Raw genomic sequence first — 23,075 nt, forward strand, 5'->3', positions numbered from 1 at the left:
GAGTTACTTATGTAGTCTCAGGAATATCAACAATACAAGAACCGTAATTGTGTATGCATTTACCAAATTAAGGAGTAGATATTGATGTCAAATATATCTCGCCGACAGTTTGTCATGCTCATGTCAACAGCAGCAGCTGGCACAGCAATGGCTCCAATGGGTTTATTGCAAGCACGGAAAGCAATGGCTAAAGGCAGTGGAGCTAATTGTAATACAGCAAGCTTTAGTGTAGATGGCTTTGGACCAATAAGTGCCAAACTACCTGAAAACACCTTGGAACTTCCGGATGACCTCCGAAATACCGCTCTCCTGGAACTGCCCGACAATTTTGCCTACACTGCTATTTCGATCAAGGGACAAAAGATGTCAGATGGTCTAACCGTTCCCGGAGACCACGATGGAATGGCGTGTTTTCAAGGACGTAGAGGTAACTATATTCTGGTGCGTAACCATGAACTGAATCCTAACGAAGAAGGTAAATTTCCTTTTAACGCCCCTAATGGCAAGCAATATGATTCGTTTCCAGGTGGTGGTACATCTACAGTTGTAGTCGATCGCAACGGTAGATTAGTCGAAGATTATATTTCTCTGGCTGGTACTATCCGCAATTGTGCTGGAGGTCCTGCTTACTGGGGTTCTTGGATTAGCTGTGAAGAAAACGTAACTGTTCCCGATCCGACCGACCCGGATAACGTTGCTACTAAGAAGCATGGTTACAACTTTGAAGTACCTTCTCTACTAGGTGAAGCTGTCGATCCGATTCCTTTAGTAGCTATGGGTCGGATGAATCACGAAGCTGTTTCAGTCGATCCCCAGAGCGGTTACGTATATGAAACAGAAGACCGGGGTGACAGCGCTTACTACAAATTTGTACCGAAGAAGAAGCCTAATGGTTTTGGCGATCTCCAAAAAGGGGGCGACCTCTATGCCATGATTATCGAACCCGGTCAGCGTTCTAAGTGTACGGGTGAGCTTCTGCCTACCAATACCTTCGAGGGTACTGAAGTAGTTGATACTCGCGGCTTGGATCGCGAGGCCCCTGGGAGTATGTTGCCTTTCCTCGGTCAGCCTCTCAAAGTTAAATGGGTGAAGTTAGAGGATGTCGATCCCGAAGAAGATACCCTACGCTTGGAAGCTCAAGCCAAGGGAGCTGCTGTGTTTTGGCGCGGTGAGGGTGCTTGGTACGATCGAGGCAAACACTACTGGGTTTGTAGTGGTGCAGGTGATGCTGGAGAAGGTCAAGTTTGGTGCTACGACCCGAAAACAGAGACCGCCACAATGATTGTAGAGTCTACCGATGAAGACTTGCTTGATGGTCCGGATAACATGACTGTTGCTCGTGATGGCACCATTTATCTCTGTGAAGATGGTAGTAGTGGAGAGATTGGCGCACCCAACTACAGCCAGCGGGTTGTGGGTGTAGATGCTAGCGGTGGTCTGTTTGATTTCGCCAAAAACATTATTCCTGGTAACACGAGTGAATTTGCTGGTGCTTGCTTCTCTCAAGACGCTAAATTCATGTATGTCAACTCTCAAGGTAGAGGTATTACCTATTGCATCTGGCGTACAGATTACCGTCCGATTTACTTGAAGGCAGGTTTTAATGACTCGTTTCCGGCGGAAGATTCCCGAGGAAAAAAACCGTACAGAGGCAGAGAATACAGGTAATTTGAGAGTGAGAAGAAAGTAATTGGCAAGAGCGTAATTACAATATTGGGATGGCTTACATTCAGAAAGTTTTTCTGTAATAGCTATCTCTATTTTCTATTTCTGTATATCCTCTGCGAGCAACGTACTGGTGAATTTGTCAACCGTTTAGCTGCTGCCGTGAACTGGTTAGAAGCAACTTTTGATGCCGCCGAGAAAGCTGACAGTCCTGGCATTTTTATTATGATTCATGCCAATCCTAGATTCGATTTAGCACAAGACGATCCAGAACGGGCAGGTTTCAATCGTTTTCTGAAGTTACTAGAAGAAAAAATCCAAGTATTTGGACGACCTGTAATTTTGGCTCATGGAGATTTTCACTTTTATTTGCTAGATCGACCATTACCTGGTGTCAGCAACTTTACTCGCGTTCAAACTTTTGGGGCTGATGAAGTTAATTGGATTCGTGTGACTGTCGATCCTAAGAGTGCAGAAGTTTTCAAAATCGAACCAGTTGTTGTTGAAGAAAATCTATAAACTTTCTTAACGCCTCAAACAATCAGAGGATTTCAATACATAGAATAAACTTTCTGTCAATGCTTTAGTTCTAATTAAATTCCTTTTTATAAATCCGGTTTAAAAAGTTTGTAGTATAATTTGATTAAATATCTGAATTTATTTGCATAGCAGTACTTTCAATGCTTCTGTCAACAACTCAGGGCTAAAGCCACTGAGCTTCAGGCATTGCCTTGAAGCTCTTAGTTGACCAGATTAAGGATTAAATTCCTACGTTTAGAGTAAGTGCTAAAAATCGTACCTTGAAATGCGTAGCCAGTTTCAAGCACTATAACTGGAAAATTAAACAGGTGTAGCGCCAGTTAAGCCAGTGTTTTTCAGATATGCCGACTCTAAACATTGTCGAGGCTAACATTACTTAATTGCGGACTAACCATCCATCGGAAAAACGCCACTGTGGTTAAAACCACACGGGGCGTTTTTCCTCTCAGCTTTAAAAAGGGTGAGTTTCCAAACTACCGAGATTTCCTTATGAAAAATCAGAACTTTAAGGCATAAGCATTTTAAAGTTGATGCCGAAAAATTGGGCAGATTGGTGCTAAATTGGGATAGCGATGAATTAAAGCTTTGCTGAATGCAGCTGAAGATAAATGTGTTAAATGTTGGTAGGAAATAAACCAAATGGGGGCAAATGGGGGCAAAAATTTTTCTCCAAAAACGTTTTTTCAAACTTTTAGTTGGCAATATGGTAAAACCGTCTTATAAGCTGTTTGAACTAGTTAAAAATTGCCGCGCTGTTTTAACAGAATCCGTGCCATTTTTAATTGCCTGTGCGGTTTTTTTAGGCGTTATTAGTTTACACAGTCCGATATTATTGTTTTGCTTGCTGTTCGGTAGTTTAATCGCAGTAGTAATGCAGCAAATTTCGTGGCGGTTTAATTTACCAAAGCGTCAAATGATCGGGCTGCAAATTTTGGCGATCGCACTTCTTCTAACTGTATTTTGGTTGGATTATTTCGCCGCACCAGCACAAGCGCAGTTTTTTGGTAAAGCTGAAGATTTTTTCAAGAATACTTTAACTGAAGGTGCCAATGATTCGGGTACTAATACCGCTGTCAGTTTAGTATTTAACGTTTTACGGGCGCTTTTTCTACTTTACATTGCGATTTCTTTAATTAGTGTAGTGAATGCAGTTCGTAAAGATGAAGATTGGCAAAGTATTGTGAGAACTCCTTTATTAGTAGTTATCGCCGTCATAGTTGCCGATGTATTAACTGGTTTTATTATTGGCAGTTGAATCAGCGAGCAGTGAACAGTGAACAGTGAACAGCGATCAATGAAGAATTATAAATGAACAATACTGATAACTTTAAAATAAAGATAAGGAAACAGGGAATAGAGAACAGCTAATAGCGAACAATGATTAATGAGGAATGGCTAACTGATAACTGATAACTGCTCACTGCTCACTGCTCACTGATAATGGATAAAGACTTTCGACCAGTAAACCAAATTTTAGGAACTCAACCTTCATTAGGGCCACTTCCAGCAGACCAAATATTTCCTTGGACGGTAATTGCTTTGGCTGCTTATTTTATTGTTAATGGAATTTTTGGTAGTCTTTTTGAAGATGATTTTCAAAAGTGGTTGTGGACAGTTTTAATTGCTGGTTGGGGAATGGGGACTTGGTGGATATTAACAGGTGGTAGAAGTTGGCGCTTTTTAAGCAAGTTTATTGGTGTTCCCAGATGGACAAGGGGAATTGCACGTTATCAAAGCTTTTTGTCAGTAAACTATGAAGCCAAAAATCGGCAAAAAAAGCGTCGCAAACGTCGCGGGTAGTTCGGTTCGATTAACTCCTTTTGAGGATGCTTTACATCTGGCAACGATGTTGAGGATATCTCTTGATGGTAGGGATGTCGGCGGCTATATTTTAAATAAAGCGTCGAAAAAAGACAGCTTTTGTTTTGTTTTCGGTTTCGATTGTCGGGGTATTCATACGACTTTAAGACCGGAACAAATTGATACTATATGCAATAATATTGAAGCTGGATTAAAAGATATTCCCGGTGGTGAAAAACTAACTTTTCATCTTGGTTCTTTTACCGACGAAACCAGACGACAGCAGGAATTAGCAAGTTTAGTTAAATCAGCTGCTTCCCCAAATATCAAATATTTATTGATGGCGGAACGTGCTAGGGTTAAAGAATTAACTCAAAGCGGTATTCGCAAGCCAAAATTTTTAAAAATTTACGTTACCTATACCGTTGAACCTGATAGCACCAATACCGAAGATTGGATCGAAAGGCTATTAGCTAAAGGTGAAAAATGGTGGTATAACTTTAAAGGCGATTTATCCAGTTCGCAGCATCAGCGGATCGAAACTGTAGTTAGAAGCGCTTACAAACAAGGTTTTCGTCGTTGGGAACAGATTTTATCTAATAAAATGGGTTTGGATATCAAGCCCATGAATGCAAATCAACTTTGGGGTGAAGTTTGGCGCAGGTTTAACGATACTCAACCAATAGATATTCCTCAATTAGTAACTTTGGATGAAAATGGATTGCACGAAGAGGTTTACTCAGATTTAGCCAGTACTAAGTTATTAATAGACAATCTCCACAGCACAACTTTGTTGATGGAAAAAGAAGTACCATGCGCCGACAGAAGCTGGGTTAACGTTAACAATCGATACGTAGGTGCATTAACATTTCTGGAAAAACCCGGAGGCTGGCAGAATAAATCTTCTCAGCTACGCTACCTTTGGGAATTGCTTGCCAGGGAAACTGTTGTCGATACAGAAATATTTTGTCAGTTAACTGCGGCAAATCCGGCGATAGTAAAAACCACTCTGCAACGGGTTTTGAAGCAATCTAACATGACGGCAAGGTTAGCCGAAGAGAAGAGTAAAACCATTGATGTCGGCGCTCAGTTGAAGTTGAGAAAATCGGTGGCGGCTCAAGAGCAGATATATGAAGGTGCTGTACCAATATATACGAGTGTTGTGATGTTGGTGCATCGCGACAGCATTGAAAAATTAGATGAAGCTGCCAGATATATTGAAAACAGTTTTCAACGCCCAGCCCAAGTAATTCGAGAAACAGAATACGCTTGGAAGATTTGGCTGCAAACTCTACCAATTGTCTGGGAAGGTTTACTCGCAAAACCTTTTAATCGTCGTCACCTTTATTTAACTAACGAGGTACCCGGTTTGATTCCCTTGGTAAAAACCAGGGAAGGTGACGGAAGAGGTTTTGAATTAATTGCCGAAGAAGGGGGAACACCGATACAGTTGGATTTATTCAACCAGCATAAAAATTTAGCTTTATTCGCCACAACTCGCGCCGGTAAATCGGTGTTGGTTTCGGGAATCTTAACTCAAGCTTTAGCTCACAATATTCCTGTAATTGCCTTGGATTTCCCCAAGCCAGATGGTACTTCTACCTTTACCGACTACACAGAATTCATGGAAGATTGGGGAGCATACTTCGATATTTCCAAACAATCGAACAATTTATTTGAGCAGCCAGATTTACGCGCTTTGAGTTATGAGGAGCAGAAAGATAGATTTGGGGATTACGTTGCTTTCTTAGAATCAGCTTTGATGACGATGATATTAGGTTCTTCTGGGGAAAGTCAACTGTTAACTCAGACAGTGCGCTCTGTAATTAACTTAGCCTTAAATGCATTCTTCAGCGACGAAGGAATTAGGAAGAGATATGAGAATGCAATAAATGACGGATTTGGTTCCGTAGCTTGGCAGAAAACTCCCACCTTAAAAGATTTTCTCACATTTTGTGCGCCAGAGCATTTGAATTTAGAAACTCAGGGTGGAAGAATAGAAGATGCCTTGAGTCAAATTGATTTGCGGTTGAGATTTTGGTTATCGAGTCGGGTTGGGCAAGCAATATCCGCGCCATCAAGTTTTCCCACCGACGCACAACTTTTAGTATTTGCATTAAGAAATTTATCAGATAGTGAAGATGCTGCGGTATTATCTTTGAGTGCATATTCGGCAGCATTGAGAAGGGCATTGAGTAGCCCAGCATCGATATTTTTCATCGATGAAGCGCCGATTTTATTTGAATTTGACCAAATTGCCGATTTAGTCGGCAGAATTTGCGCGAATGGAGCCAAAGCTGGAATAAGAGTTATTTTATCAGCTCAAGACCCAGATACCATAGCCAAATCCAAAGCAGCATCAAAGATTTTACAAAATTTAACTACTAGATTAATAGGAAGAATTCAGCCAGTAGCAGTAGATAGTTTTGAAAGCATTTTAAAATATCCTCGGGACATAATTAGTAGAAATGCATCAGAAAGTTTCTTCCCTCGTAAAGAAGGAGTTTACAGTCAATGGTTATTAGACGACAACGGAATTTACAGCTTTTGTCGTTACTATCCCGGTTACGAGCAATTAGCAGTAGTAGCCAATAATCCCAACGAGCAAGCAGCCAGAAATCAATTTATGCAAACTCATGAAGATAAATATGAAGCAATTTCCGCCTTTGCACGTCAATTAGTAGCGTCACTTAAAAATCAGTGAGCAGTCAGCAGTTAACAATTAAGTAGGTGAGCGTAATTAAATGTAACTGCATTTTGTCATTGCGACGAGGCACGAGGAAGCAAACGCAACCGTTTCGATTCTTTTACACTTCGTTACATAGTTGGTTTTATTTGTGCCAACTTACTTACCAATTACCAATTATCAATTATCAATGAAAAAAACAATTTTTATAACGATTTCAATTACGTTATTAGCAGCATTACCAGCAATAGCTCAGGTAGGTAATGTCTGGGTTGATTTTCAAAATTATGCTAGCGATTTACAAAATTATTTAATAGATAATATCTCAGATACCTTGCAACCAGTAGAATCGGAAACTCAAACGGCTATTAACAGTTTTAACGGAGAATTAAATATCCCCAATCCGGTTGCTGTGAGAAGAAGTTTAAATGATGATATAACAATTAACTCGCTATCGAGTAATTTTGAGAATAATCCAGCAGTCAACGCTAAATCGGTAGGGAATGAAATTGATAGACAGTTGACTCGTGGTGTGGCAGTAGCGATTTTAGGAGAAGAAGCCCAAATACGTTCGAGAAATAAACTAGAAAGTATCGATAGTTCTATAGATAATACTTCAAAAATAGCTCAAGAAGCGCGGGAAAGTTCTGAAAATATATTAGGCGGGATTGCAGAAGTTGCTGGTGGTGTTGCTAATCCATTATCACCAATACTTAATCAAAGCCAATCAGAGTTAATTAAACTTCAATTACAAAGTATTCAAATAGAAAGCGAACAATCAAAACTGATAGGAGAAAACTTAGCTCAAACAATGCAGCTACATCAAACCCTGCAATATTCTAACTTGAATTTAGCCAATATTTCCCAAGAGATGGAAGAATCAAATCGTTCCCGAAGAGTCAACGCATCAGCAGAAGCAGCAAGACTTTTAAGAACAACTTCTCAAGTTGATTTAATTGGCAGGAAGAAGTAGTTAGGAGTTAGGTGTTATGAGTTGTTCTCTTAGTCCATTTCAATGGACTTTTGCTCTTAGCTTGGGGTTTGCAACCCTAAGCGGATGAAAAATAATCGCATAATTTTTAACTATCTAGGAACTATCTTACTAGAAATAATAAACGCAAAGGGACGCTGAGGTTCACGCAAAGGAATAAAAAGGTTTAATCAAAGCTTTCTGTTTTTACCTAACAATCTTTTATAATCTAAAATGGTGAAATGCTATTAGCACAACTTGGTATCAACGAAATTTTAAATGATGGTGCAACAACAGCCCAAAGTATTGCTGAAGGTTGGGATAGACAATGGGTAGATTTGTTGCAAAATAACACCGACAATAATTTATATGGAGCGTTAACAAATCTTGGTGTCTTTTTTGCCGTCGGTACCTTATTAATTTTTATGATGCAATGGTTAAAAGATACTATAAATGATGATTATTCTCGTCCGATATCGGGTTTAATTTGGCCTTTTATTGTAGTACTATTTTTAACCAATACCGGAAGTGGAACTGTATTATCCAATTTAACTTTAGGGGTACGAAATTTTGTTAATAGCATCAACGAACAAGTTGTAGAATCAGCAGATGTAGATCGAACTTACCAGCAGGCAATTAATATGAGTATTGCTGAAGATGTGGTAGGTTCTTTATTACGTCCCTGTCAATCTCTGAATGGAGAACAACAAAGACAGTGTTTTGTTAAAGCTACAGAAAAAATTGATATTCTATGGGAAGAATATCGAAACTTATATGGCGATCGCCCTTGGATAACAAGATTAGAAAACCAGGTAAATCAAGTTACTTTAGGAACTGGTGTATTATCGGAGGAAGCGTTTAATTCCTTAATTGGTTCCACTGCTCAAATTACGATCAAAAACTTTTTAATTTCTCTACAATCAGCATTTCAGAACTTGATAGAAGCTACAATGTTACTGATAGCAGCTTTAGGACCATTAGCGGTAGGTGGTTCATTATTACCAGTAGCAGGTAAACCAATTTTTGCATGGTTGACAGGCTTTTTCTCGTTAGGAATTGCCAAAATATCCTTCAATATTATTGCCATATTAACAGCAGCAGTAATCGTCAATGGCCCAGCCCAAAATCCCAACACCAACCCAGACTTAATGTGGTTTATCATCTTTCTAGGAATTCTAGCCCCAATTTTATCCTTAATCACAGCAGGAGCAGGAGGTTTTGCAGTATTTAGCGCTATTAGCAATACCGCTTCCTGGGTGAAATCAGCGAGCAGTTAACAGTGAGCAGTGAGCAGTGAGTAGTTGTGAATTTATAACTTCCAACCCCTAATTCTTACCTCTCAATTCAAAACAAAAGCATCCGTTGTTAAAATCTAAAATCTAAAATCCCGCTCATGGTACGTTTACTTGAAAAACGAAAACGAAAAGGAAATCTGTTTGTTACCTTAGCTGTTGCTACTTTTGGTTTACATTTATTAACTTTACTATTATTAATCATTCAAGGGTTGACAATTCGTCAATTAAGTTTACAAAAACCTCCTACTTTTGTGCAGTTGGTTGATGGAAAACCTGTAAATAACATAGATGAATTGCAGCGGAAACCGGAAGCTATTGAGGGATTCGTTAGTAAAACAATGATATCAATGTTTAACTGGTCTGGGAAACTACCGGCACAAAATGTAAATCAAGCCTCTTTACCAGAAAAAGATTTAGGAATATCAATTAGAACATCTGGGGGTAGTAAAAAAGTTACTACAAGTAGTTGGATATCTAGCTTTGCTTTATCGGAAGATTTTCGCAAGGGTTTTTTAAGTGCGGTAGCAGAATTAACGCCACCAGAAGTATTTTCAAGTAATTCTAAACAAGCCATATCAGCAGAACTGAATATTACTAGAATTTATCCCCCGCAACAAATTGAACCCGGTAAATGGAAAGTAGGAATAGTTGCAAATTTGCTTCAAAAACGCGGTGGTGAAAACAAAATAATTACACCTTTTAATAAAGATATTTTTGTACAAGCTGTAGATACTTTTGACTACCCCATCACACAAAATCTTACCGACTTACAAAAAGCAATTTATGCCACTCGTAGCGATAAATTAGAAATTTACGAAATCCGAGAATTATGTTTAACTGATAAATACGATAATCTAGCTACAGATGGATTTAATCGCTGTCAAAATCGGTGATGATCCAATAGTTTTTGAAATTAACTTATATATAAAAGAAACATATTTTAATTTTTTACCAATTACCCATTCCCTAATTTCCTAATTCCCCAAAATATAAATGCAAACCTTCAACACTGATAAAAATCAAACTAATATCATTCCTTTGTTCGCCATTGGGACATTTGGGTTGCATTTATTAACTTTGCTTTTGCTGATGTTTCACGGTGGAATGTTGCAGCAAGTTAAGCGTAAATCGGTACCCCAAACTCTGGTACAGTTAGAAGATGGACGAGTTATCACCGCTGATGCTAAAAGTAGTTGGGAGCGGAATCAACAAACGATTCGCCGTTTTGTCGGTGAAACGATGACTTTGATGTTTACTTGGTCTGAGAAACAGTCTTCTACAGTAGTATGGGATATTAGTTCCGATCTATTAAGAAATGATTTTAAACGCGAATTTGCCCAAAAATTCAATAACTTTGAGTTAGAAAGCCCCGAACAAAATGTTTTAGTAATTCAAAGGATTTCTCAACCGGAAATTATTGCAGATGGAAAATGGAAAGTTGAATTATTAGCTCATCGTTTAATTTTCAGTCGCGGCGACAATTTGGGAAGATCGGTTCCTTTTAATAAACAAATTTTAGTTGAAACCAAAGATGAAATAACTTCTTTACCGCGCTTTTCAACTCCTTTAAACTTAGCAGCCTATCGATTAGGAGAAGCAAGAATGCAAATTTATAATATATGCGATCTAGAAGATAAAAGTTGTTCTGAAAATAAAAGTGTCATAGGGAACGGGGAACAGAGGAAATGATAATACTAATAAATAATGCGATTTGATCGGCTTAACAATAGTTATAAATAATGAAGAAATACTATGATTTTCAAAACTGATGTTTAACTTAATTGCCTAAACAAATATACTTAAAGGCTGTATAAATAAAGAGAAGTGATTAAGAACAATAAATTTAAAAAAATATTTAGTAGCTTTACTGTTCCCTATTCCCTATTCCCTACTCCCTAATTTAATATCATGACTAAAAATTCAACATCATTGAGAGATAACGAAACAGGGCTTACCGAATGGGAAACCCGGATGGCTAAGCTGGTGGGTTTGGATGAATCCACTCCCGCAGATATGGAAAATGAATCTCTCACAGATTCAAATGCGCGATCGCAACCTGACGAGCCGAATAACAGCGCAACCCAACAACCATTGTCAGCCAATCCCTTTGCTAAAGCAGGTTTAGTTGGTGCAGGTACTTTAGCTGTAGTTATGTTTGCTGGCGGATTTTTATCTCAAATGATGAGCAACGATAAGCCAAATCTCGCACAGAATACCATCCGCAGCCAAACTCCACCAAAACCGCAAACAAAACCCCGTGTCGAACAATTGCAAGAAGAAGTCGAGGGATTAAAAACCAAACTCGCACTTTCCGAACAACTTGATGCGGTAAAAGCTGCACAGCAAGAGCTGAGAATGACTAAACCAACACCGTCAACACCACCCATTGCAGCGAAACCAACTTCCGAAGCAAAGCCGAGAACAATTCCTCGTGACATATCTATATCAAGGATTCGTCCCCAACCTCAACCACCACAAATACGCATTGTTGAAGTACCAAAAATAGTCCAAGTCGATCGCGTTGTTAACGTACCGCAATCCAAACCACAGCCAAAAAAAGTTTCAAAACCAGTCGTACAAAAACCAAAACCAATACCAGTATTACCTCAAATCGTACCACGACCAGAACCACCCGCATTCATACCTCAACAACCATTAGTAGAAATCGCGCCACCACCCGAACCCAATCCCATGCAAGAATGGGCAAGATTAGCAAAATTAGGTAGTTACGGACAGGTTTCTTTTGGTGAAAATGGAAGTGTTAGCAATCGAACATCCCCTCAAAGAGTCGAAGTAGCTAGAAAAGTAGAACAGAAAGAACCTCAAGCAAAGCCAGAGACAAAAAAACCAACTCGTACAGCCCGCGAATCAACAAGAAGAAACTCTAAAACAATACCTATGGGTAGCAGCGCTAAAGCAGAATTAGCTACACCTATATACGGTGAAACTAGCAGATCCCGAAGAGAAGAAAATGAAGACAACAACGTTTACGTAGTCAGTTTAAAACAATCCTTAAAAGCCGCAGATGGTACCGCAGCATTACCCACAGGAAGTCAGATATACGCCAAAATAGATTCTATTTCCGAAAATGGATTAATGCAGTTAGAAATAGTCAAAATAAAAACACGAGAAAACGGCGAAATCGTCGAAAAAACCGTACCTCAAAACGCATTAATGATTCGCGGTAAACAAGGTAAACCATTAATAGCCAAACAATATCGCAATAACGGTTCATCAATAGCCCGTAATGATGCCTTATCATTTGCTTTAGGGGGAGTTGGTAAAGCAGCAGAATTAATTAATCGTACTGAATCAGAAGTTGTTACTGGCGAAAATGGAACAATAGCCGTTACCAATGTCAACCGTGACCCAAGCTTGGCTGCGGGTATATTAGAAGGCGGAATAAAAACAGTAGTACCGCAAATAACCCGTCGCAATCAACGCGCCGCATCTGAAATGTCCCGTAAAACAAACATTTGGTATCTACCCGAAGGGAAAGAAGTTGAAGTATTTGTCAATCAAGAAACGCGAATTTAAGGTCAAAGGTTAAAGGTTAAAGGTGAGGAGTTAAGAGTAGTAGGTAGTAAGTAAAGAGTAATTATTTTCTCCTTGTCCCCTTGTCCCCTTGTCCCCCCCTCTCCCCCCTCTACCCCCTCTCTCCCTCTCTTCTCTTTCCATGAAAAAACCCCTCAACCTCCTCCCTCTCACTTCCTTAATTTTCTCCGCAACAAGTATCTTAATGGCGGGTGCTGTTTTCGCGAATAACGCCGTTTTGCGCTCAATATTTTCCTGTCAAGCTCAAGGTTTGGGAGGTGCAATTCCTACTATTAAAGTGTGGTACGAACAAGGTACAAATTTAAGTTTTATTCCCGCAGGAGAAACTATAAAAAAAGTTTGGTTAGATGATCCATCACAAGTTACTTTAGATTTTGATGGCCCGATGTGTATGCAATTTGGTGAAGAAAGCGCCGATACTGGAGATTGCGAAGACTCCGCAGCCAACGTCATCCACCTCAGAAGAATCGAAAAACTCGATATACCCGGACTTCCCAATACTGACAACACGCTTCTAACGGTAATTACAGAAGGGAATGGTAAAAAAAGACTCTACGCATTCCGAGTACTTTATCAAGAAGGTAGTCCCGAATATAATACTTTAGCAGTGTTTGAAGACCCCCCGAATTTCGGAGAAACACCATGCGTAAGAGTTGAAGAGTAAGTTGCTAACGGATGAGGGGTTGGTAACGGGTTGGAGTTGCTGATTGATAGGGGTGATGGTTAGTTATTGGATTATTTTGTAGGGTTTACGTTATTTTTTTGATCGGGTGGTTGCCACAAGTAAGGTTGAATTTTTGTTTTCCAATCGTCTACAGTTTTGGGTGGAAGGATACGATGATATTCTAAACGCTGTGTTCCAAAGTTAAGTAATAAACCAACTTTGGATTGTGTAGCTGCTAGGTAGGTAATAACTTGCGCTAGTTCTTTATTTCCCATTGTACGGGAAACGGCTTTATCTTCTACTACTACGCATTCGTTTACCCAATGGTCGAGATAAAGTCTTCCTAGCCAGACATCACCATCATAAATTTCTAAGTGATATTCCATCTGAGTATACAAGCCATCTTTTATCATTTCTGCTTGTAATGCTCGCTGGTAGTGTTTTTCTTTTAATCCTCGTGGCACTCTATTATGTACTCTCATTGCTGCACCAATGATTCTGTACGTAATGTCTTGGTGAGGAATATTGCTATTATTCATCGGTAAATATTTTAATAAAATGTTGTATTAAATACTTTGTTATTTAGGTATAGCATTTTATAAGAGGTAATGGTTGGCAACGGATGGGTGGTTGGCAACGGATGGGGGGTTGGCAACGGATGGGGGGTTGGCAACGGATGGGGGGTTGGCAACGGATGGGTGGTTGGCAGCGGATGGGTGGTTGGCAGCGGATGGGTGGTTGGCAACGGATGGGGGGTTGGCAACGGATGGGTGGTTGGCAGCGGATGGGGGGTTGGCAACGGATGGGTGGTTGGCAGCGGATGGGTGGTTGGCAACGGATGGGTGGTTGGCAGCGGATGGGGGGTTGGCAACGGATGAAGATGGTATTCTCAACAAAAAATAAATGGTTGTGATTATAGACAATCTATCCGTTGAAGTTATTTCATCCGTTGCCAACATATTATCCCCTCCTCACTCTCCCCCATCCCCAAAGCCCAAAGCCCAATCCCAAGAAAACCCAACATAACCAATCGCCCCAACGCACATATAAAGTTTGCGTTTGTCGTCGATAAATAGTTTCGGCATGGGTTTCGTAGGTGTCGTGTCCCGATATCCACAATGTTTTACCGTGGGGATTTACAAATGCTGAATATCCGGTATTTGTTGCTCTTACTGCCCATCTATCGTTTTCAATCGCTCGCATGATATCCTGAGCGTGATGCTGAAATTGCATGGCTGCACTGTAGGGGTCATTGTTGGAAGCTGTAAGAATAAACTCTCCACCTGAGAAGGTTTGATTGCGAAATTGTTCGGCGAAGGCTGAACCGTAACATATGCCAACTACAGCATTACCGAAAGGTGTTTTGACAATTTGATTTGATTTTCCCGGTATTTGTCTTGCTTTTACGGGAGATAATCTATTAATAATACCGCCTAAAATATTTTCAAAGGGAATATATTCTCCCAAAGGTACTAGTTTCTCTTTGTCGTAATGACTAAAAACTTCACCATTACCTGTAAAAGTTAGCAAACTATTGGTATACCTACCTTCACCCTGACGCTTATAACCTCCAACCCAAGCCAAAACGCCTTTTTCTCGCACTGCTGCGATTAACGGGCTTTGAACAATTTCATCTTCAAAAAACGGTAATGCACCTTCTGGGGTTAAAACTGCTTCTACACCTCGATCAACTAAATTCAAATAACCCCGTGTATAATTTTGTCTGATGCGTTGCTTGCCTTCAGGTTTAAATTTTAGTCTGTTGGGGATATTTCCCTGTATAATTCCCACTTTTAAAGCATTTTCCGAGGGTTGGGAAAGGGGACGAGAATACAAGCCGAAACCAATTAAATGACAACAAATAAATAATATAATTGCAATTATTACCAATCCTTGAGAACTTGGTAAAACCTCACCCTGTCCTTGCGGACATCCCTCTCCTTGGTAAGGAGAGGGAAAGAGGGTGAGGTCAAATTTGGATTGCATCCGCGTGACAAGGGTTGTATTTAAAGCTTCAGCTAATAACCCATTAACAGCAACTATTATCGCCGTTACTGCTGTAGGCCCCGAAATTTGACCTAAATGTAAAATTACCGAATTATGCGGTGACTGGGTGTAAGAAAGCGAACTCCACCACAAGGGACCGGCGCTCCAAATTCTTTCTAAAGCACACCAAATAGCCGTACCAATAAGCACGCGACTTAAAGGATTTTGAGTTGAAAATATCCCCATTAACTTAGCCCAGAGCATAACTAATATGCCTCCCCAAAAGGAGATAAAGAACCAAGCAAACAGTGCGATCGCAATACTTCCCAACCAAGGTACACCCAACCAAGTTAATGGATGAAGCCCGGTAATCCAATACAATGCTGTTCCGTGATAACCCAAAGCCCATAGGAGGGAGGGGAAGAGAAATTTATTTTTTTGTTTTGGATATTTTGGGTAATTTACAACTATTAGCCATAGGGGAATCATTGCAAACCAGGCTAAAAACCAAGCACCAACGGGAGCAACGGTTAAACCCATTGTGATTCCGCTAGCTAAAGCGATTATCGGTTTTGAGTTACGAGTTATCAGTTTGGTAAAAATATTTGACTTCATAATTACTTACATAAAGCCCCCCTTTTTTAAGAACTACAGTGTACACACAAGTCTTCCAAGTTTGTTTCATAACGTTTTGATCCCCCCTAGCCCCCCTTTGCAAAGCGGGAATCGGAGTTAAAGTCCCCCAATTTAGCGGGGGATTTAGGGGGATAGAGCCGAAATGTGTGTACACCGCAGTTTTTAAGGGGGGTTGGGGCGATTTTAACGTTTGTAATAAATGTAATAAAAACTTTTTCGTTATTACAAACCAAAATACATAAAGACGTTGCATTGCAACGTCTCTACATTATTGGTTAATACATTACCAAAATTTGATTTTATTCTTCTGTTTCTACAGCATCATCTTCTGTTTCTACAGCATCATCTGCCGTTTCTATAACAATTGTTTCTGTTGTTTCCACAGCATCATCTGCTGCTTCTACTTCAACATCATCTTCATCCAATGACTCATCTGATTCTTCACCACTATCACCGGGAACTATTGCTACTCCATTAAGAAAATCTTCTTGATCGAGACGCTGTACCCGTACTCCAGTGGCGGAACGCGATTGGATGGAAATGGCGTTTACTGCCTGCCGGATAATGATACCGCGATTCGTCACCATCATAATCTCGTTGTCTTCACTAACAATATGTAAACTTGCTAATGAATCTTGAGTCTTGAGGTTTTTGAATTTGGTTGCCATTAAACCTTGTCCAGCACGGTTTTGCAAGCGGAATTGCCCGACTGGTACCCGTTTTCCGTATCCTCCGGTAGTAATAACTAATACCCAAAGTCCAGCATTGTTTTCATCCTGTACTTCTACAGTTTCCGCATTCTCTGTATCTTCGGTTTCAACTACTTCGGCTTCAACTACTTCGGCTTCAACTGCTTCGGCTTCAACTGCTTCGGCTTCAACTTCAGCTTCAGCTTCAGATCCCGTATCTGGTGGCGTTATGTGATTCAAAATATCGGCAGGAAGAATGTCCATTCCTACCAATTCGTCACCACCTTTACGCAATTTCATGGCTTTTACCCCACGAGTTGCTCTACCCAAAGGACGTAATTGTGAGTGAGTGCAGCGGAAATGAATCGCCATACCCATCCGAGAACCAATAATTACGCTATCTTCGGCTCTGGCTCGACGTACCCAACGTAATTCGTCTCCTTCTTCTAAGGAAATTGCAATCAAACCGTTGGCGCGAATACTGCTAAATGCTGCTAATGCAGTTTTCTTGATATAGCCACCTTTAGTAAGCATTACCAAATATTCATCTTGGCTAAATTCGCTTACGGGTACAATCGAGGTAATTTTTTCCTCTCTGGGAATCGGTAGCATTTGTACGATGGGCGTACCTCTACTGGTGCGGGAACCGAGAGGCAATTGATAAGCCCTCATACAGTAAACTACACCGCGCTCGCTAAAGAATAGAACGCTATCATGATCGCAACAAGTTAAGAAATGCTCGATATTGTCATCATCTTTTACCTTCGCTGCTGCTTTCCCTCTGGTAGCACGGCTTTGCGCTTCAAAGGTATTAACCGGCATTCTCTTGATATAGCCTTGCTGGGTAAGCAAAATTATAACTTTTTCATTAGCAATTAAGTCTATATCATCTAATTCCCCTTCCTTGAGGGTAATTACTGTACGACGGGGTGTTGCGTGTTTTTCTCTTAATTGGCTAACTTCGGTTTCAATAATTTCTAATATTCGTTCTCTACGAGCCAGAATATCTTCTAAATCGGTGATTTGAACCTGTAACTGGTCGTGTTCCAAACGAATTTTATCTGCTTCTAAAGCCGTTAAACGTCGCAACTGCATCTGCAAAATTGCATCCGCTTGCGCTTCCGACAATCCATAATTACTAATTAATTCTCCCTTCGCCGTCGGTGCATCCGCAGCATGACGAATTAAAGCAATAATTTCATCTAAATGGGACTGCGCGATTAACAAACCTTGTAAGATATGATCTCTTTCCTCAGCCTTCCGCAATTCATAGCGGGTGCGTCTGGTAATAGATTCAATGCGGAAATCCAAGAAAACCTGTAAAAACCGCTTTAAAGTTAGTAAGATGGGTTCTGCATTTACCAACGCAAGCATATTCGCGCCAAAATTAGCTTGCAGCGGAGTTAACTTGTATAAATTATTTAGGACTACGCGGGGATAAGCATCTCGCTTGAGTTCGATCACTACCCGCATCCCATCGCGATCGCTTTCGTCGCGAATGTCGGAAATACCGTCAATGCGCTTGTCGTTAACCAGTTCGGCAATTTTCTCAATTAAGGCTGCCTTATTAGTTTGATAAGGTAGCTCGGTGATAATTATTGCTTCTTTTTCCGGTCTTCCACGCTGCTGGAGAGTCTCAATATTAGCTACCCCACGCATGGTAATCGAACCGCGCCCGGTAGTATAAGCTTCCTTAATCCCGGAAGTACCGAGAATTTGACCGCCTGTAGGAAAATCGGGACCGTGGATATACTGGGTACTTAATTCCATATCCGTAATTTCCGGATTATGAATTAACGCTACCAACCCGTCAATCAATTCTCCCAAATTATGGGGAGGGATATTAGTCGCCATCCCTACCGCAATACCAGAAGAACCATTTAACAATAGCTGCGGTAGCCTTGCTGGTAAAACCGTAGGTTCCTGCTGCGAACCATCGAAGTTGTCAGCAAAATCGACAGTTTCCGATTCGATATCTTGCAGTAAAGCGTCGCTAGTTAAAGATTGCAGGCGGCATTCAGTGTAACGCATAGCCGCCGGAGGGTCGTTATCAACACTTCCGAAATTACCATGCCCATTAATTAAAGGCGACCTCATCGAAAAACTTTGAGCCATCCGCACCAAAGCATCGTAAACAGCCGTATCCCCGTGGGGGTGGTACTTACCTAATACCTCCCCTACAACACGGGCGCACTTACGGAAAGGACGGTCTGCCGTCAACCCCAACTCGTGCATAGCGTAAAGAATGCGACGATGCACAGGTTTCAGACCATCCCTGGCATCTGGCAAAGCGCGACCGACAATCACGCTCATCGCATATTCCAGATAAGACCTGGACATCTCGTTTCGCAGATCCGTCGGGATTATCCGCTCCTGAGAGGTTGTCATAACCTAAAAAACTCCAAAAATCGCAAATTTTAGGGCTTAAATTAGAAAAAAAGCCAAATTATTCCAAATGATGCTTGAATAATCGCCATTATTTGGTACAATTCTAGCACATTTTGCGCGTTTTTGCAGAGAGTGAGCATGGGGAATTGGGCCGAAGGGCATTGTTCTATTCTCGTTCCAAGGTAGAACCTTGGAATGCCCCTCAAGAGGCTCTGCCTCGTCTGTAGCTAGAGACAGCAGCCCACAAAAAAGTATTTCCACGCAGAGCATGGAAACGAGAAAATACCTCAAATTCTCTACTTGGTAACTTTAACGATTTTCGCGGTGGTGTTGCTTATCGTCTTGGTGTCACCGAAGATTTAACTTTAGGTACGGGTGTTATTTACGATAAATCAATGCTGGGTTTGGGAGAATTATTCTATCAACCTTCTGGTTTCCCTTTAGAAGTTGCATTTTCTGGGTTGTTGGGAACCGATGAAGGTTTAGAATATAATGCCGATATTCGCTTTCGTCCATCAAACGATTTTGATTTAAACTTAAATAGTGACAAGCTTTCCCAAAGATTCCGCGCAAACTACCGTGCTTTCCGGGGTGTGAGCTTTCGCGCTAGCGGTAATACTCGCGAAAATGCTGCTTGTGCAGGGTTTAGAGTTAACGATCAAAGTTCAAAACCGGCAGAGATTCTGATTGATGGGAATTCGGAAACTATGCAGGAAGTTAATTTGAGGATTTAAGAGATTTGTAGTTTGTGAAGATTCAATAATATCTTAAGTTATTCAAAATGCGGCTGTTGGGTTACGACACGAGAATTATAAATATTGGGTTATAAATTGAATTGCCTGCTCGTGTCTAACCCAACCTACTCAAACTAATTACCAATTACCAATCCCCATTAATATTTTAAATTCAACTCCCCAAACGCTTCATCTGATTCCTGCAATTTCAACTCACCCGCCGATTTCCCATTAATCTGCAATTCATATTCCCCTTCCTGCAATCCTTCTAAATAATAAACTCCCGCACCGTTGGTAACGGAAAATTTTCGTATATCTTTTCCAATAGCTTCTACTCTTGTACCTGCAACTGCTTCTCCGGTGCTATCGGTAACAACTCCGGTACGGGTATAGGAACGAGTCAAGGGTATCATTATCGGAGTATAGCTACCCGCTACAACATCTACTGCTAAAGCATTTGTACTAGTATGCCAATCTAACGGAAAACCTGCTGGATCTAAGTCCAGACGATAACTTCCTGGTGGGAGACGTACCGTTATGCGGTCGTTTTGGACGTGCGATCGCCAACTTTTAATTGATTTATTATTCACCATTAACAGCAAATCTGAATTCTCTGTATAAATTTTCTCTCCAGAGTCCCGTTTACCGTTATTATTACTGTCTAAGAACGGCTTAATCGTTAAACCGCCTTGAGTACGAAAATATTTTGAACGTCTATCTCCTGGGCGAATTCCCTGCTGCAAGTTCAATCCAGAAACTAAATTTATACTAAAGCTAGAATCATTTCTAGTTAAAGATACTCCCTGATATCTTCCCTGCAACATAATTCCAGGTAAAACTGTAGTTCCTAAAGTTGCTACTATGCCGTTACCTTGGGAACCCATACCGTAACCTAACTCAGCTTGCCATACATAATTACCGTCAAAAGCGCGTTGTGGCGAACGATACCGCCAGCCGAGAGTAAGTAAGTTATCGCTGATATTATTATTGCTGCGGGTGTCGTAATTTAAAAGTAATGAGCTTCCGGTGTTGGAATATCTAGCATTAGAAAAGTTATAAGCAAGTTCGGAAGAGGTGCCGATTTCATTTCCTTGAAGATTTAATCCCAGCTTTCCAAGACGTTGCAGCAAATTCCATCGTAAATTGCTGTCGGTATCCAAGCTAGCGCGAGCAAATGTATAGAAGTTTTTACCGCTGAAATTAAATTGCAATCCCCCCTCTGTTGCATTGCGGCTAGAAGTATTAGCGAATAAACTCAAGCCCGAAGATACTCTCCAGTTAACATTAAAACGATTGGAAAGGCGATCGCTAGTAAATGATGCAATTAAGTTATTTGATGGCTGGAAGCGAATATCTGAAATCACATCTATCCCATCACCCGCTAAAGCTGAAACCGCTACCTGTAAAGGAATATTTTTAGGGCGATAAAATAATTCTGCCAAACCTCTCAACGATTCATCGTAAACTCCCCCAAACCCTAGCGTTAGAGTTTCCGACACACCCAAACGTCTGGCAATTCCCCCGCGAAATTCAGAGAAATTCCCTAATAAACTATCATTTCCCGAAAAATCTCTTTGCAAACCACCAGATACAACCCAAGCCGAAGCACCAGCAGGAATTTGTCCGGGTACCGTGGTAAAAGCAGCTTCGCGAATTTCTGGTTGTGCTGTTAATCTTCCTTGGGGATAAAGAAAAACCCGGTAGTTAGCATATCCTCTTTGAGTGGTGATATTTTCAAAGCGGTAAATCCCGGAAGAATCAACCAAAACTTCGGCAATAACGTTATTACCGAAACCTTGCACCAGCCTAACCAAAGTACCGGGTTCCGCTCTACCAGTTACAGTACGTCCGATTTGATCCGCTTGCAACCGTTGACGAGGATCGGAAGTACCGCCACCAAAAGTTTGCGGTGGATTGAATCCCTGACGCTGAATAAAAGTTAAACCCCAATATTCTCCACCAGTTCCCAATCGTTGCCAAAAACTAGGTTGAGAACCCACAAAATAATCGGTTTTATCAGTTTGTCGTAAATACTGCGCTTCCGATATCTTCCAGCTTCCTCCATCCCATAAATCTGGCTGATTCGCACGCACAAACCACGAACCATCAAAAGCCGTACCCACAGCTTGAAAATCACCTCTAAAATTTGTCGAACCATTTCCGCTACCGCTAGCATCTATCCTTTGTTCGACTGCTGCAATATTGAAATTTCCCGGTTGAAAGCGCGGTAATCCGTCTAGTATGACTGGAATTTCAGCTTGTCCGATTCTATTATTCGTTTTATTCAGCCAGGGTACATCGAAGACAATTGCATAATCATCAATATCAAACTTTGCACTGATTCCAAATAATCTTTGTAAGTCTGCTATGGAAAAAACAAGCCCTAATTCCGAATCATTGCGAAGCTGTTCGGGATTGATGCGAGTGACAATTCCCGGAGAGCGAACTTCTAATTGTCCATCTGGTAAAGTTGTTACGTTCAAGTTCAACGCTGAAATTACCGCATCGTAAGGTAAAAGCCAGTTTTGAAAATCAACTGCTTCGGCACCATCTTCATTTCCCCTTACCAAAACACCCGCTTTCACATTGCGCTTACCGATATTTAAGCCCACGGGAAACGTACTAAAGTTAGCTGAAGCGATATTTATTGAAGTATTGGGGGAATTTAAAGGTTTTTCTGTTTTATTTTCTTCTTTTAATAGCGAATTACGTAAATTTATAATTTTTTCAGCTTTACTTTGCTTTAATCTTTTAATTAAGTCATCAGCAGTTTCATCTGCTTCGTAATCATCTAACTTAATATCGCTTAATTCTGAAAGATTAACTGTTGTTTGAGCAATAGCTTTCGGAGTATGTTTAAAAACGGCAATCGAAACAAGCGCTAACAGCCAATATAGTTTTTGCATTGAAAGCTTAAATTAATTGATTAAAAACGGCAGTAAGAGGTTGTTTGAAAAGTCGGCATATTTAACATCAAAACCATAAAAACCTAACCCCTAACCCCTTCCCTGCTAGGGAAGGGGAACAGAAAAATAAGGGTTTCAAAGTCTCTCTCCTAGTAGGAGAGAGATTTAGAGAGAGGTTCTTAGTAAACATTTAGACGCATTCTTACATCCTCTAAGAAGAATTGATGTTTGAAACGATAAAGATTAACAGTTTTTTAACTGTTGCAATTTAAAGCTACGATGGTAAATCCATTTAAGTAGCTGTAATTTTACAGAAACATAATTACTAATATTTCCAGTAATCTCAGCGAATCATTTATAGCAACTTTACAATCGGATGATAACCGTGGAATCCACAATTATGCAGTTTAGCTACAGAAAATCAAGGGTTTCAATAGGTTTTTAATCAAAATTTGTTTGCGTAATATCGCTGAAGACAAAATTAACTTATCAAAGCCATCATTTCTAATAACGAGCGGTTTATTGCCGTCGTGATTGAGAAGAAAAAGTTTCCTTAATTAA

Annotated in this window: 17 protein-coding genes; 13 read left to right on the top strand and 4 right to left on the bottom strand. The window is 40.4% G+C overall.

The features are described 5' to 3' along the window. Nucleotides 1-84 precede the first annotated feature (84 nt). From ACM03V_RS22845 to ACM03V_RS22895, 11 genes are all read left to right on the top strand, one after another. The gene (locus ACM03V_RS22845; RefSeq protein ID WP_414623096.1) at nucleotides 85-1,668 is read left to right on the top strand and encodes an alkaline phosphatase PhoX; all 1,584 of its coding nucleotides are present in this window, start codon (nucleotides 85-87) and stop codon (nucleotides 1,666-1,668) included. Between the two features lie 45 nt (nucleotides 1,669-1,713). After that, nucleotides 1,714-2,184 carry a hypothetical protein gene (locus ACM03V_RS22850; protein ID WP_414623097.1) on the top strand — a complete coding sequence of 157 codons (471 nt, stop codon included), beginning with the start codon at nucleotides 1,714-1,716 and terminating at the stop codon, nucleotides 2,182-2,184. A gap of 670 nt (nucleotides 2,185-2,854) precedes the next feature. After that, entirely contained in the window at nucleotides 2,855-3,460 is a 606-nt protein-coding gene (locus ACM03V_RS22855) for a hypothetical protein (RefSeq protein WP_414623098.1), read from the top strand. A gap of 185 nt (nucleotides 3,461-3,645) precedes the next feature. Then, a complete protein-coding gene (locus ACM03V_RS22860) occupies nucleotides 3,646-4,005 on the top strand; it encodes a hypothetical protein (protein WP_414623099.1) in 360 nt (119 codons plus the stop codon). Continuing rightward, nucleotides 3,959-6,709 (top strand): hypothetical protein, encoded by a 2,751-nt coding sequence (locus tag ACM03V_RS22865; protein ID WP_414623100.1) that lies wholly within the window; start codon nucleotides 3,959-3,961, stop codon nucleotides 6,707-6,709. Before ACM03V_RS22860 ends, ACM03V_RS22865 begins: the two co-directional genes overlap by 47 nt. A 172-nt stretch (nucleotides 6,710-6,881) precedes the next feature. Beyond that, nucleotides 6,882-7,664, top strand: coding sequence for a hypothetical protein (locus tag ACM03V_RS22870; protein ID WP_414623101.1), 783 nt, complete (start codon nucleotides 6,882-6,884; stop codon nucleotides 7,662-7,664). A gap of 239 nt (nucleotides 7,665-7,903) precedes the next feature. Then, nucleotides 7,904-8,938, top strand: coding sequence for a hypothetical protein (locus tag ACM03V_RS22875; protein WP_414623102.1), 1,035 nt, complete (start codon nucleotides 7,904-7,906; stop codon nucleotides 8,936-8,938). A 116-nt stretch (nucleotides 8,939-9,054) separates the two neighbouring features. Next, nucleotides 9,055-9,849: a hypothetical protein gene (locus tag ACM03V_RS22880; RefSeq protein ID WP_414623103.1), complete on the top strand. Its 795-nt coding sequence runs from the start codon at nucleotides 9,055-9,057 to the stop codon at nucleotides 9,847-9,849. 100 nt (nucleotides 9,850-9,949) lie between these two features. Further along, nucleotides 9,950-10,645, top strand: coding sequence for a hypothetical protein (locus ACM03V_RS22885; RefSeq protein ID WP_414623104.1), 696 nt, complete (start codon nucleotides 9,950-9,952; stop codon nucleotides 10,643-10,645). Between the two features lie 219 nt (nucleotides 10,646-10,864). Then, nucleotides 10,865-12,493, top strand: coding sequence for a TrbI/VirB10 family protein (locus tag ACM03V_RS22890; RefSeq protein ID WP_414623105.1), 1,629 nt, complete (start codon nucleotides 10,865-10,867; stop codon nucleotides 12,491-12,493). Nucleotides 12,494-12,632: 139 nt separating this feature from the next. Further along, the gene (locus ACM03V_RS22895; protein ID WP_414623106.1) at nucleotides 12,633-13,175 is read left to right on the top strand and encodes a hypothetical protein; all 543 of its coding nucleotides are present in this window, start codon (nucleotides 12,633-12,635) and stop codon (nucleotides 13,173-13,175) included. A gap of 71 nt (nucleotides 13,176-13,246) precedes the next feature. Here the strand turns inward: ACM03V_RS22895 and ACM03V_RS22900 are convergent, their stop codons facing one another. Continuing rightward, nucleotides 13,247-13,714: a GxxExxY protein gene (locus tag ACM03V_RS22900; RefSeq protein WP_414623107.1), complete on the bottom strand. Its 468-nt coding sequence runs from the start codon at nucleotides 13,712-13,714 to the stop codon at nucleotides 13,247-13,249. Between the two features lie 83 nt (nucleotides 13,715-13,797). Here ACM03V_RS22900 and ACM03V_RS22905 point away from each other — a divergent pair, with 83 nt between their 5' ends. After that, the gene (locus ACM03V_RS22905) at nucleotides 13,798-14,088 is read left to right on the top strand and encodes a hypothetical protein (RefSeq protein ID WP_414623108.1); all 291 of its coding nucleotides are present in this window, start codon (nucleotides 13,798-13,800) and stop codon (nucleotides 14,086-14,088) included. Nucleotides 14,089-14,135: 47 nt separating this feature from the next. Here the strand turns inward: ACM03V_RS22905 and lnt are convergent, their stop codons facing one another. Both lnt and gyrA read right to left on the bottom strand, forming a co-directional pair. Beyond that, on the bottom strand, nucleotides 14,136-15,776 hold the full coding sequence (gene lnt, locus ACM03V_RS22910) for an apolipoprotein N-acyltransferase (protein ID WP_414623109.1): 1,641 nt from the start codon (nucleotides 15,774-15,776) through the stop codon (nucleotides 14,136-14,138). A gap of 320 nt (nucleotides 15,777-16,096) precedes the next feature. Beyond that, a complete protein-coding gene (gyrA, locus tag ACM03V_RS22915) occupies nucleotides 16,097-18,874 on the bottom strand; it encodes a DNA topoisomerase (ATP-hydrolyzing) subunit A (RefSeq protein WP_414623110.1) in 2,778 nt (925 codons plus the stop codon). 395 nt (nucleotides 18,875-19,269) lie between these two features. On the opposite strand from gyrA, the gene ACM03V_RS22920 reads away from it, so the two are divergent. After that, complete coding sequence (locus ACM03V_RS22920; protein WP_414623111.1) at nucleotides 19,270-19,608, top strand: hypothetical protein; 339 nt, start codon at nucleotides 19,270-19,272, stop codon at nucleotides 19,606-19,608. A gap of 158 nt (nucleotides 19,609-19,766) precedes the next feature. Here ACM03V_RS22920 and ACM03V_RS22925 read toward each other — a convergent pair whose 3' ends face one another. After that, nucleotides 19,767-22,514 carry a carboxypeptidase-like regulatory domain-containing protein gene (locus ACM03V_RS22925; RefSeq protein WP_414623112.1) on the bottom strand — a complete coding sequence of 916 codons (2,748 nt, stop codon included), beginning with the start codon at nucleotides 22,512-22,514 and terminating at the stop codon, nucleotides 19,767-19,769. Between the last annotated feature and the right edge of the window lie 561 nt (nucleotides 22,515-23,075).

The sequence above is a fragment of the Calothrix sp. CCY 0018 genome (assembly GCF_963920925.1).
Classification (GTDB): domain Bacteria; phylum Cyanobacteriota; class Cyanobacteriia; order Cyanobacteriales; family Nostocaceae; genus Rivularia.